General features: G+C 39.3%; 12 protein-coding genes. All 12 read left to right on the top strand.

Translation table 11 applies throughout. The features are described from left to right. The first annotated feature begins 48 nt into the window (after window positions 1–48). The 12 genes from FERPE_RS08040 (at window position 49) to mce (ending at window position 12,254) form a co-directional block, all read left to right on the top strand. Complete coding sequence (locus FERPE_RS08040; protein WP_014452130.1) at window positions 49–744, top strand: Crp/Fnr family transcriptional regulator; 696 nt, start codon at window positions 49–51, stop codon at window positions 742–744. A gap of 244 nt (window positions 745–988) precedes the next feature. Then, window positions 989–2,026 carry an L-threonine 3-dehydrogenase gene (gene tdh / locus FERPE_RS08035; RefSeq protein ID WP_041263479.1) on the top strand — a complete coding sequence of 346 codons (1,038 nt, stop codon included), beginning with the start codon at window positions 989–991 and terminating at the stop codon, window positions 2,024–2,026. Between the two features lie 33 nt (window positions 2,027–2,059). Continuing rightward, complete coding sequence (locus FERPE_RS08030) at window positions 2,060–3,247, top strand: glycine C-acetyltransferase (RefSeq protein WP_014452128.1); 1,188 nt, start codon at window positions 2,060–2,062, stop codon at window positions 3,245–3,247. A 264-nt stretch (window positions 3,248–3,511) separates the two neighbouring features. Beyond that, window positions 3,512–3,748 carry a hypothetical protein gene (locus FERPE_RS08020; RefSeq protein ID WP_041262884.1) on the top strand — a complete coding sequence of 79 codons (237 nt, stop codon included), beginning with the start codon at window positions 3,512–3,514 and terminating at the stop codon, window positions 3,746–3,748. Between the two features lie 286 nt (window positions 3,749–4,034). Next, the gene (gene iadA / locus FERPE_RS08015; protein WP_014452127.1) at window positions 4,035–5,195 is read left to right on the top strand and encodes a beta-aspartyl-peptidase; all 1,161 of its coding nucleotides are present in this window, start codon (window positions 4,035–4,037) and stop codon (window positions 5,193–5,195) included. A gap of 138 nt (window positions 5,196–5,333) precedes the next feature. Beyond that, on the top strand, window positions 5,334–6,488 hold the full coding sequence (locus FERPE_RS08010; protein WP_014452126.1) for a sodium ion-translocating decarboxylase subunit beta: 1,155 nt from the start codon (window positions 5,334–5,336) through the stop codon (window positions 6,486–6,488). Window positions 6,489–6,519: 31 nt separating this feature from the next. Beyond that, entirely contained in the window at window positions 6,520–6,753 is a 234-nt protein-coding gene (locus FERPE_RS08005; RefSeq protein ID WP_014452125.1) for a ferredoxin family protein, read from the top strand. Next, window positions 6,746–7,915: a 2-oxoacid:acceptor oxidoreductase subunit alpha gene (locus FERPE_RS08000; RefSeq protein WP_014452124.1), complete on the top strand. Its 1,170-nt coding sequence runs from the start codon at window positions 6,746–6,748 to the stop codon at window positions 7,913–7,915. The genes FERPE_RS08005 and FERPE_RS08000 overlap by 8 nt, the downstream gene beginning before the upstream one ends. A gap of 112 nt (window positions 7,916–8,027) precedes the next feature. Then, on the top strand, window positions 8,028–10,637 hold the full coding sequence (gene secA, locus FERPE_RS07995; RefSeq protein WP_014452123.1) for a preprotein translocase subunit SecA: 2,610 nt from the start codon (window positions 8,028–8,030) through the stop codon (window positions 10,635–10,637). Between the two features lie 51 nt (window positions 10,638–10,688). After that, the gene (locus FERPE_RS07990) at window positions 10,689–11,420 is read left to right on the top strand and encodes a cyclic nucleotide-binding domain-containing protein (RefSeq protein ID WP_014452122.1); all 732 of its coding nucleotides are present in this window, start codon (window positions 10,689–10,691) and stop codon (window positions 11,418–11,420) included. Beyond that, a complete protein-coding gene (locus FERPE_RS07985) occupies window positions 11,407–11,730 on the top strand; it encodes a cyclic nucleotide-binding domain-containing protein (RefSeq protein ID WP_014452121.1) in 324 nt (107 codons plus the stop codon). The genes FERPE_RS07990 and FERPE_RS07985 overlap by 14 nt, the downstream gene beginning before the upstream one ends. Window positions 11,731–11,846: 116 nt before the next feature. Then, entirely contained in the window at window positions 11,847–12,254 is a 408-nt protein-coding gene (gene mce, locus FERPE_RS07980; protein WP_014452120.1) for a methylmalonyl-CoA epimerase, read from the top strand. Window positions 12,255–12,289: the final 35 nt, after the last annotated feature.

The raw sequence follows: 12,289 nt of genomic DNA, 5'->3' as shown, positions 1-12,289 counted from the left end.
TGGAAACAAGAAAATTAGTGAAAGCTTAACAGTTAAGGGGGAAATATTATGCGTATGGGCAATTCAAATAAGGAGTTTATAGAAGTTCTTGAACAATGTGAAATATTCAAAGGTGTGGAGAGGAACTGTATAGAGGAAGTTGTTCGCAACGCAAAGATTGAAAGATACAAAGCAAAGGAATTAGTAAGGATGCGTGGTGATGAATGTAATGAATTGCTATTTTTAGTCGAAGGCGAAGCATTTGGATTGTTTACGAATCCTGAGGGAAGGGTTCTGCAGATAGATCACATGTTTGCGCCAAAACTTTTGGCAGCTGCGATTATTTTTTCAGCTGATGCGAAGTACCCCGTTGATGTAGAAACCGTTAGGTCTTCTGTTTTTCTGAATTTAGATAAAAACTTTTTTGTCTCGTTAATGATGAAAAACGAAAGGCTTTTGAGAAACTATCTTCGATATGTAAGCGATGCATTTACTTTTGTAACTGATAGATTCTACGAGATAACGATGAAAAATCTTGTTCAAAAAGTTTGTTCGTATCTTATTCGTTTGATGAACGAGCAGGGTTCGTCTATCGTTACGATGGATATGTCAAAAGAAGAAATTGCTAGGGAGTTTGGAGCAACAAGACCAGCACTTTCCAGAGTGTTTATAGAACTTAAAAAGCTGGGAATTATAGAAATGGATGGAAAAAAGGTGAGAATAAGGAACGAACGGTATGTTAGAGACTATGCGGAATTCGAATAACAGAAATATTTCCGTGAAAGTTTGTAGAAAATTCACGTAGCGAACGTTTTTGAGAAAATTAGTGAATTTTACCATATTAAGAATTCTTCTGATGGTTTTTCTCTTGTATACTCGTTAATTTAGCGCTTGATAGAATTTCGATGTTTTTTTGTTGGTTGTATAATTGAAATGTAGAGCTTAATAAATATGAACATTCTTATAAGAGGAGGTGTTTGTCTTGGGAACAGAGACAACGAATGGAACAATGAAAGCGATAATGAAAAAGGTGGCAGGTCCTGGATTAGTAATGGAGCAAGTTAAGAAACCTACACAAGAAGACCTTGGACCGAGGGACGTGCTTGTTAAGATAAGACGAGCTTCAATCTGTGGAACGGATGTTCACATATACAAGTGGGATGAATGGTCACAGTCACGTATAATTCCTCCATTAATCACGGGACATGAGATGGCAGGTGAAGTTGTTGCGGTTGGTAACGCGGTTACGCAAGTCAAAGTTGGAGACTTGGTAGCAGCCGAGACACATATTCCTTGTGAACATTGTTATCAATGTAAAACCGGTAGGATGCACATATGTAAGAATCTTAAGATTTTGGGTGTCGATACAAACGGTATATTTGCAGAATACGCGATTATACCTGAAACGGTCCTTTGGAGATTCTCTCCTGAGATACCTCTTGACTACGCTTCCGTTATGGAACCATTCGGAAATGCGATCCATACTGCCTCTGTTACAAACTTACTTGGTAAAACAGTACTTATAACCGGTGCGGGACCTATCGGCTTAATGGCTATCCAGGTCGCAAAAGTTGCCGGAGCAAGTACAGTAATCGTTTCGGAAGTCGACCCATTAAGAATTCGTATGGCTCAGGAAAATGGTGCAGATGTTGTCATCAATCCTGCTGAGAAAGATTTAGTCAGGGAAGTTTACAAACTTCTTGGTGATGGTGTGGACGTTTTGCTCGAAATGAGTGGTAACAGAAAGGCATTTGAAGATGGACTGAAATGTGTTACCATGGGTGGAGAAGTATCCGTACTTGGAATATTTGGTGGGAAGATAGAAATAAACTTTGATGCTTTAATTACAATGCGAGGACTAACTGTCTACGGTATAACAGGTAGACGCATGTTCGAAACTTGGAGAATTGCGGACGAATTGCTCCGAACAAAGAAGGTTGACCTTTCAAAAGTAGTTACCCATATTCTCCCATTTGATCAGTGGGAAAAAGGTTTCGAACTTATGTTAAATAAGCAATGTGGTAAAGTTGTTTTGAATTTAGACTGATGATTAAAAACTAGTTTTGAAGGGGGGAACAGTATGTTTAATTACAAGATATTGGAAGACGAAATGGAAATGTTAAAAAACGAAGGTCTTTACATCAACATACGCACGCTTGAATCCCCGCAGGGGGCATGGATTGTAGTCAACGGGAAAAGGGTGTTGAACCTTTGTTCAAACAATTACCTTGGGTTCGCAAATGATGAAAGACTTAAACAAGCTGCGATAAAGGCTATTCAAGAATGGGGTGTTGGACCAGGTGCTGTTAGAACAATTGCTGGAACTATGAAAATCCATGAAGAACTTGAAAAAGCGCTTGCTGAGTTCAAGGGTGCAGAAGCAACAATTTTCTTGCAGTCAGGTTTTGTAGCAAACCAAGCGGCCATACCAACAATTTTCGGTGATGAAAACGATGCAATTATCTCTGATGAACTCAATCATGCAAGTATTATAGATGGTGTTAGGCTTTCAAAAGCAAAAAGATATGTCTATAAGCACAACGATATGAACGAACTTGAAGCAAGACTTAAAGAAGCGAGAGATGTTCAAAAAGCCAGAAGAATTCTAATAGTTACAGACGGTGTATTCAGTATGGACGGAGATATCGCACCACTACCCGATATTGTAAAGCTGGCAGAACAATATGAAGCTGCTGTTATGGTTGATGATGCACACGGTGAAGGTGTGTTAGGACGTGGTGGAAGAGGCATTGTTGACCACTTCGGGTTACACGGTAAAGTAGATATGGAGATAGGAACGCTTTCAAAAGCATTTGGAGTGCTTGGCGGATATATTGCCGGGAGTGAAACACTTGTCAGATATCTAAAACAAAAAGCAAGACCGTTCCTTTTCAGCACAGGGCTTACACCGGCAGATGTTGCAGCTTGTCTAGAGGCAGTAAAGATACTCCAAGAAAGTGATGAACGAGTTAAAAGACTTTGGGACAACGCGAATTACTTCAAGACAGAAATGAAGAAACTGGGATTCGACCTTGGAGTAAGCCAAACACCGATAACACCAGTGATGCTCTACGATGCAAAAATTGCGACACAGTTCAGTAAAGAACTATTCGAAGAGGGCATATTTGCACAAGCGATAGGTTATCCGACCGTTCCAAAAGGGAAAGCAAGGATAAGGGTAATGATAAGCGCGGTGCATTCTAAGGAAGACCTTGACTTTGCACTTGAAAAATTTGAAAAGGTTGGAAAGAAATTGGCTGTTATATGATAGAATTAGACCGGGCACATTCCGTGCCCGGTTTTTCTTTAGGCAAACCGTCTCCAAACCAAAGTCCAAGGGGATTTATGGAAATTATTGTATTCTCGCCGGGTATGAAGATATACGGTTATTCGGAAATCCCGAAATATTTGTATTATTTGGTGGATGGAACACTTGAAACTAAACTAAACTAAACTTTTTAGGAAGGTTCAAGAGTTTAATTCAGGCACATTTGGTGAATGGTCGCTCTTCAATCTTCCTTTGCAAGAGCAGGTGACCTCAACCAGCGAAGTAACGCTCTACGCTATCAAACCTGAAGAAATTTTTAATTTTGAACACACGCAGAAAGTTTTGAAAAACCTAATTCCTTCGATTGCTAAAAAACTACTTTTAATTGATACTGAGACTGATGCCTCAAGTGGTTACAGAGGATTTGAGAAAAGAATTGATTATTTGGCACACATTACTCAGTATGCTTTTGGAGCCGCAAAAGGCATAGATACATTTTAGATGCTTGAATCCAAAAGGATGTGTGGATTGTTTGTCCTATCAGTTTCTGGTAAGTTTCTACAAAGGTGGCGAAAAACAGGAGATTTCGGATCTCTTCAAGAAGGCAAGGCTTTATATTCCGAGTGAAACAATTGTGACCATGGAAGGGGAGGCTACTTCCAAAGCGTTCCTTTGACCACTGAGAGTATAGAAAAAGCGGTTGCAACGAATCCCGGATTCATACTCAAGTATGGGATAAAAGATAGCCATTGATGGTTCTATTAGTTAGGAAGGAGGAATCCAAGTGGTGAGAATTATAAAAAACGCAAAAATCTTTGCCCCTAAGTATGTAGGGAAAGCAGATGTTATCTTTCACAATAGAATCATTCACATAAGCAAAGACATTAATCCTTTTTTCTTCCCCTTCGAAGTAGAAATTTACGATGCATCTGGTTTGTTGTTATTACCTGGACTTATCGACCCACACGTGCATATAACTGGTGGAGGCGGAGAAGGTGGGTTTGAAACCAGGACCCCGGAATTGAAGATTTCAGACTGTATTAAGAACGGAATAACAACGGTTATTGGTTGTTTAGGAACGGACGGAGTTACTAGAAGTCTTGAGAATTTATATGCAAAGGCAAAATCCCTCGAAAATGAGGGTTTAAGCACGTTTATATACACAGGTTCTTACCGTGTTCCACCTGTAACATTTACTGGTAGTGTGGTAAAAGATATCGTTTTAATTGACAAAGTTATTGGAGTTGGGGAAATAGCCATATCCGATCATCGTTCGTCTCAGCCCACTTTTGAGGAGATTTTGCGGATTGTAGCAGATGCAAGGGTAGGTGGAATGATTTCTGGAAAAGCAGGTATCGTGAATTTCCATGTGGGTGCTGGTAAAAGAGGAATTGATTATCTTTTTGAAATCATTAAAAACACAGAAATTCCGATTCATCACTTGTACCCTACACACATGAGTAGAAACGAAAGGCTTTTCGAACAAGGATTAGAATTTGCTACGAAAGGTGGAATGATAGATTTAACAGCTCTCCAACCAGAAAACGATGAACCTTCCAAACGTGAATTTAACACAGTCGATGCAATATTAAAAGCGTACGAAAATAAGTTATTAGAGAATATAACCATTTCCTCGGATGGACAGGGTAGTCTTCCAAAGTTTGACGAAATGGGGACGGTCGTAGGACTCAGCGTAGGGAGTGTTAGCTCAGTTTGGTATACAATACGCAAAGTGGTGGAAAGGGGCTTGCCTTTGGAAAAGGCTATAGAAGTTTCAACTATCAACCCAGCCAAGGTCTTTAAACTAAGTAAGGGAAGAATCGAAAAAGGCTACGATGCTGATTTTATCTTGGTAAATGAGGAAAATTTGGAAATCGTCAGTGTGGTATCTAAAGGCGAATTTCTGATGAAAGATGGAGTATTGAAGAATTTAAACTTTGAATTTTAAGAGAATTCAGAAGAATATTCTCATATACTTTATTTTCTCCTATTAGTTAGTAGTTGAAAAGTCTTTGTGGTGATAGTATACTGGGTATTGAAAAGTACAACCAAAAAAGAATAATAAAGCATCAGGAGGCCAGGACAAATGCTGGAAGAATTTTTTACATTCTTGAAAACAACGGCATTTTCACAGATGACGCTCGGAAACATTTTCATGATAGCGATAGCGGGTGCCTTGATATATGTTGCTGTTAAAAAGGATGCGGAACCTTTACTTTTGATTCCTATCGCTTTCGGTATCATTCTCTCCAACATTCCACCGATTGCAACAGGCATATTGAACCCTCCACAAACTTTCACCGATGGTAGGTTTATTCCTGGAGGATTTATGTACTATATAAAAAAAGGTCTTGACCTTGGTATTTACCCACCTCTCATTTTTTTGGGAATAGGAGCACTTACGGACTTTTCGTTTATGCTTTCGTATCCAATCACGATATTCCTTGGTGGAGCTGCCCAGATTGGTATATTTATAACATTCCTTCTTGCGCGTGCTTTCGGATTCACACTCAAACAAGCTGCATCTATAGGTATAATCGGAGGTGCTGATGGACCAACATCTATTTATATTTCTACAAAATTTGCACCAGAGCTTCTCTCTATAATAGCAATTGCTGCTTATTCGTATATTGCCCTTATCCCGATACTTCAACCACCAGTTTCTAAATTACTTACAACTAGAAAAGAAAGATTAATAAGAATGAAAGCTCCGAGAAAGGTCTCAAAAGCTGAGAAGATAGTGTTTTCAATCATTACAACACTTGTTACTGCATTAATTGTCCCTCAGTCGCTAACTTTAGTAGGTCCGCTCATGTTTGGTAATCTACTCAGAGAGGTTGGAAATGTCAAAAGACTTGTTGAGGCAGCAAGCAAATATATTCTTGACACAACGACAATCTTGCTTTGCTTGTCTGTTGGTGCATCCGCAAGGGCAGATATTTTCTTAACTCCACAATCTCTGCTTGTTTTTGGCATGGGGGCGTTTGCATTTATTTCAGCACTGGCAAGTGGTATTTTGTTTGCAAAACTATTAAACCTTTTCTTGAAAGATAAAATTAACCCGCTTATTGGTGCTGCTGGAGTTTCGGCGGTACCTGATTCTGCAAGGGTAGCCCAAAAAGTAGCGCAAGAAGAAGACCCAACAAATTTCATTCTTATGCATGCCATGTCCCCAAACGTTGCAGGTGTTATTGGTTCGGCGGTTGCAGCAGGTGTTTTCTTAGCTATTTTTGGTAGGTAGTTCAAAGAGTTGACTTAGAGGAGGTAAGAAAATGGCAAAAAAACAGTACAGAGTTGAGATAAAATATCAGTGGTGCAAGGCATGTGGTATTTGTTATCATGTTTGTCCTACAAAAACCATTATCCAAGGAGAACTGAACAGGCCAGCAGTTCCTGACCATAGCAAATGCATTGGTTGTATGATGTGTGAAAATCTTTGCCCTGACTTTGCTATAAATATTGTTGAAGTGTCTGAAGAGAGCAAGGCAGGTGTTGAAAATGCCTAAAAACCCTAGGATGGTCTTTTGGCAAGGGAACGAAGCTTGCGCATACGGTGCGATAAAAGCAGGTTGCCGGTTCTATGCAGGTTATCCAATCACTCCTTCTTCGGAGATAGCGGAAACTATGGCAAGAGAATTACCAAAAGTTGGAGGCGTATTTATCCAGATGGAAGATGAAATAGCAAGTGCTGCTGCGATAATAGGTGCATCGCTTGCTGGAGTAAAATCTATGACCGCAACTAGTGGTCCAGGTTTCAGCCTTATGCAGGAAGCGATAGGTTATGCAATAATGACTGAAACACCAACAGTATTTGTCAACGTAATGCGTGGTGGACCTTCAACCGGTATGCCAACTAAACCTTCACAAGGTGACATTATGCAAGCAAGGTGGGGAACACACGGTGACCATGCAATTATCGCACTTTATCCTTCGACAGTAGAAGAAGTTTACAAATACACCATAAAAGCGTTTAACTTGGCTGAAGAGTACAGAACTCCTGTCATACTTTTGATGGACGAAGTGCTTGGACATATGTACGAAAATTTCATCTTACCACCTGATAGTGAGATAGAGGTTGTTGAGAGAATTTCTGCTCGTGAGCTTGAGGAAGAAGAACTCTTTGTTCCGTTCTCTGAAAGTGAGTATGCCGAAAACCTTCCACCATCGCTAGTAGAAATGGGAAAGACGCGTTTCCATGTGTCTGGTTTGGTTCACGATGAATCAGGATTTCCGATGGCGACAGCGGAAACTGCCGAAAAACTTATCAGAAGACTTGTGAATAAAATAAAGTTACACATAGACAAGATTGCTGAGTGCGAAGACTTTATGACTGAGGATGCTGAAACGATAATAATAGCTTATGGTTCCGTGGCAAGGTCTGCAAAAGAAGCTGTGCTGATAGCAAGGAAAGAAGGAATAAAGGTAGGATTGCTTAGACCGATAACTATATGGCCTATTCCGATAGAAAAAATGCGAAAAAGACTTGCCAATGCTCAAAATGTGTTGGTTGCTGAGATGAATTTGGGTCAATACGCAAGCGAAGTAGTGAAGCTAATAAAACCTGGAACAAAACTGAGATTACTTAGTAAAGTCAGTGGCGAACTTATAGCACCTCACGAGATATTGAACGAACTTAATAACATGCTCCTCGAAGGTATAGACTTCTAATATAATATTTCTTTCTGGTCATCCTTGCCCGACGGCAGGATGACCTTTTTCTTTTTTGTGGTAGAATATTGTTGATGTGAAAAAATTGGCAGACGTAGGGAGGAATACAAAAGTGTTTGGAAAACTGAAAAAGTTATTTGACAAAAATGAGATGGAGCTTAGGAAAGCGAAAAAGTTAGTCGAGCGAATAAATAGACTCGAACCGGAAGTTCGAAAGATGTCATTTTCCCAAATGCGAGACTACATACTCTCCAAGAAGGGAACTTTACAAAGCTTGGATGAGCTTGATGAACATCTGGTAAATGTTTTTGCATTCACACGAGAGGTTGCAAGAAGAACGGTAGGAATGAGGCATTTTGATGTCCAGCTGATAGGTGGCATAGTACTCCACAAAGGAAAGATAGCTGAAATGAAGACAGGAGAAGGTAAGACGCTTGTTGCAACTCTACCTGTCGTTTTGAATTCGCTTATGAACAGAAACATTCACATGGTCACTGTGAACGATTACCTTGCAAAAAGAGATGCCATGTGGATGGGTCCAATATATCTGGCTCTTGGTTTAAGAGTAGGGGTCATAACTACATCCGGAAAAGCTTATGAAGTGGTCTGGAAAAATCCTGAGCTGGCCCAAAAAGGTCTTGAAGAAAATTACTGCGTTTGGCCCGAGGATTTTGATGGAGAATTTCTACCGGACGAAGCAAAAGTTAAAAAGGCGGTTGAAGCGTTTGAGGTGGATGTTATTGAAGTTAGCAAAAAAGAAGCCTACAGATGTGATGTAACGTACGGAACAAATTCAGAATTCGGATTCGACTACCTCAGGGATAACCTTGTTATCTCCTTGGAGGACAAAGTACAAACTGGTCATTTTTACGCTATTGTTGACGAAGTTGATAGCATACTTATAGATGAAGCAAGAACACCGCTGATAATCAGTGGCCCGTCGAAAAACAATGCCGCGGTTTATAAACATTTTTACCAAATTGCAAAACGTTTGGAAAGAGATAAACATTTCAAAGTGGATGAAGAACATCGCTCGGTAATTCTTACTGACGAAGGCATATCTTATCTTGAGAAATTACTAGGTGTTGACAACCTGTATGACCCAGCGAATGTCAACAGCATTTACCACATAATCAACTCTCTCAAAGCAATTCACCTATTCAAAAAGGATGTTGATTATATCGTTCATAATGGGCAAGTCTTGATTGTTGATGAGTTCACAGGTCGTGTTCTTCCAGGAAGACGTTACAGTGGTGGATTACATCAGGCAATCGAAGCAAAAGAGGGGGTTCCGATAAAAGAAGAAAGTATAACGTACGCCACTATAACTTATCAAAATTACTTCAGAATGTACGAAAAACTCGCTGGTATGACTGGAACTGCGAAGACAGAAGAAGAAGAGTTCAAAGCGATATACGGTTTAGATGTCGTGGTTATACCTACTCACAAACCAATGATAAGGATAGATAGGGACGATTTGATATACAGAACAACCGAGGAGAAATACAAAGCAATTGTTGAAGAGATTAAGAAAAGATACGAGAAAGGTCAGCCTGTTCTTGTTGGAACAACATCGATTGAGAAAAGTGAAAAACTCAGTGAAATGCTCAAAAAAGAAAAAATTCCTCATCAAGTTTTGAATGCAAAGTATCACGAAAAAGAAGCGCAGATAATAGCACAAGCAGGTCAAAAAGGTATGGTTACGATTGCAACAAATATGGCAGGTAGAGGAACAGATATCAAACTCGGTCCTGGTGTCAAAGAGCTCGGGGGACTGTTAGTTATAGGAACAGAAAGGCACGAAAGCCGAAGGATAGATAACCAATTACGTGGGAGGTCTGGTAGGCAAGGTGACCCTGGCGAATCGATATTCTTCCTCTCTCTCGAAGATGATTTGATGAGAATATTCGGAGGAGACAGGCTACGAAAAGTTATGGATATGGTCAAAATTGAACCAGGTCAGCCTATTTATCATCCGTTGCTGACTAAACTAATCGAACAGGTGCAAAAGAAAGTAGAGGGCATAAACTTTGGGGTTCGTAAGTTCTTACTTGAACTAGATAGCGTTTTAGATACCCAAAGGCGAGCAGTTTACGGATATCGAGACTATATTTTGGAACATAACGTTGACAACTTCATGGAAGAAGCAATCGAAAACTTTGTTGAGTCAAGATTGGAAGAGTTCTGTTCAAATCCTGAGTGGAACAAAGAAGGATTGAAAGATTCGTTTGCTATTATAAAAGACTACGTAAATGTTGATGAACTTTTAGAAAAAATTGATGACAGGGAAAAACTCAAGGTGGAATTGGTAAATCAGATAAAACAAGCATACGAAGTAAAGAAAAAAGAATTCGGAGAAGATTTCGAACATGTCGCAAAATTTATTGTGCTAAGAATAATAGACGAAAATTGGAGACAATACCTTGAGGAAGTTGAACACGTCAAAGAGTCTGTCAGACTGAGAAGTTACGGACAAAAAGACCCTGTTTTGGAGTTCAAAAAAGAGACTTATCAGATGTTCACAGAAATGATGATGCGAAGTTACGAGCTGGCAGTTTCTTACCTGCTCAACCTCAGAAGAGTTGACAACAAAGCTGAGGAAGAATCAAAGAAAGAGCTTGCAAAAGTCAGTACCATTCACGAAGAATTCAAACTCATTGACGAGAGCAAGGGAGAAAAGTCTGGCAACAGAAAACCAAAGTTGAAGATAAAAAGAAGTTAAGACTTTGTTGGTTTTTATGGAAGACTTTTGCAATGATGGGAAGTGAAAGAAATGAGGATCGAAGGGGTAATTTTCAAAAAAGGGGAAGTACCTAAGACACTTTTCAAAATAGTTTCTGGAACGGTTCGAGAAACTCGGAATAACACTTACCATGACTTAACAAAAGGTGAGTACGTGGCACTTTTAGAGTATTTACTCGGGCTTCCTTTGGAAGACGATATAATAGCTTTAGAAGAAACAGAACTCGTGGAAACTGATATAGAGAACGATTATGAAAACATTATTCGAAATATTGTGGCACTCAGGAAAATTATATACCAAACATCCGTAGATTTTGAAAATTTAGTCCTCGATGATTTCAACTTTGAGACAGAGAATATAGATGAATATCTCAACCAAGTTGAGTCTCTTTTAACCCTATCAGGCGGAGAACTACCTGAGGAGAAAGAGAAGGCAATAGAGCTTATAGAGAGTTTGGAAGACGACAAGCTATTCACAAAAGTCAATTTAGTTAAAAAATTTGTGGAGCGGTTCCCAGAAGAACAAATCGGTGCAAAGTTTCTTATTGAAACAGCTGCAAAAGTTTACATCGTGCTAAACGATAGATATGTTGCCAAAGCTTTGCTAAAAAAAGTTTTACTTTATTATCCTCATCTTTTAGATTACTGTTACGAAGCGGTAAAAACACTGGAAAGTATATATAAAGAAGAAGGGAACATAATATACAGGCGATATGGAAAGATGGCGAAAGTCTTAGAGGTGATGCTGCGTGGAAACGCTTGAGTTTGAAGACGGATATAAAATAATTGAAAATGGGAAGCAAGAACCATACGTTTACATTATAAAATCTGGAAAGGTAAAGGTCTCTTTGGGTACGTACGAAGCACTACTTTCAGAGGAGCTTCCAGACGTTTTTGGTCTTGAAGCGTTAATTGATGAACCATATACGGAGACCTGCATTGCTGTGGGTAATGTGAAGGTGATTAGATGTGAGAAAAGTGAATTCAAGGATATATATGTAAAAACTGAAGTTGGAAAGGAAGCACTCAAAAGCTTTATGAGAAGGACTGCAAAAGCCTTAGGCTGGATTTGAAGAAGCTTAAAAAAGTTTGAAAAGTTTAAAAAAAGCTGTACAATACGAAGTGTAAATAAATTAATTCTAAGCCAATTTTTAGATTAAGTAAAGCCCATGCGGAGGTGAATTAAACTATGCATACGAACAGGATAGACCACATAGGGATAGCTGTAAAGGATGCAAAAGAAAAACTAAGACTTTACAAGGACTTTCTTGGGTTGGAAGTTACGGAAGTAGAGGAGTTACCTGAAAGAGGCCTAAGGGTTTACTTTATAAAAGTTGGCGACACGAGAATAGAATTATTAGAACCGATGAGCGAAAACTCCGAAGTTTCTGGTTTTCTTGAAAAGAAGGGAGAAGGCATACATCACATAGCTTTCAACGTTCATGGTATCGATGAGGCAGTAGCTTTAGCAAAAGCACATGGGCTTCAGCCACTCTCAGAAGAACCAAAACCGGGAGCTGGTGGAACAAAAGTTTTGTTTTTGCACCCAAAGACAACAGGCGGTGTCTTAATTGAACTTGTTGAAGGTGAACATTAATTTCTTCAATTTCTATAGATAAAAGGGGTGGATTA

This window comes from Fervidobacterium pennivorans DSM 9078 (assembly GCF_000235405.2).
GTDB lineage: Bacteria > Thermotogota > Thermotogae > Thermotogales > Fervidobacteriaceae > Fervidobacterium > Fervidobacterium pennivorans.
This window is presented reverse-complemented; position numbering and strand designations above follow the sequence as displayed.

Coding starts and splice junctions, on each gene's coding strand:
- FERPE_RS08040 (WP_014452130.1), top strand. CDS start 49: ATGCGTATGGGCAATTCAAATAAGGAGTTTATAGAAGTTCTTGAACAA.
- tdh (WP_041263479.1), top strand. CDS start 989: ATGAAAGCGATAATGAAAAAGGTGGCAGGTCCTGGATTAGTAATGGAG.
- FERPE_RS08030 (WP_014452128.1), top strand. CDS start 2,060: ATGTTTAATTACAAGATATTGGAAGACGAAATGGAAATGTTAAAAAAC.
- FERPE_RS08010 (WP_014452126.1), top strand. CDS start 5,334: ATGCTGGAAGAATTTTTTACATTCTTGAAAACAACGGCATTTTCACAG.
- FERPE_RS08005 (WP_014452125.1), top strand. CDS start 6,520: ATGGCAAAAAAACAGTACAGAGTTGAGATAAAATATCAGTGGTGCAAG.
- FERPE_RS08000 (WP_014452124.1), top strand. CDS start 6,746: ATGCCTAAAAACCCTAGGATGGTCTTTTGGCAAGGGAACGAAGCTTGC.
- FERPE_RS07990 (WP_014452122.1), top strand. CDS start 10,689: ATGAGGATCGAAGGGGTAATTTTCAAAAAAGGGGAAGTACCTAAGACA.
- mce (WP_014452120.1), top strand. CDS start 11,847: ATGCATACGAACAGGATAGACCACATAGGGATAGCTGTAAAGGATGCA.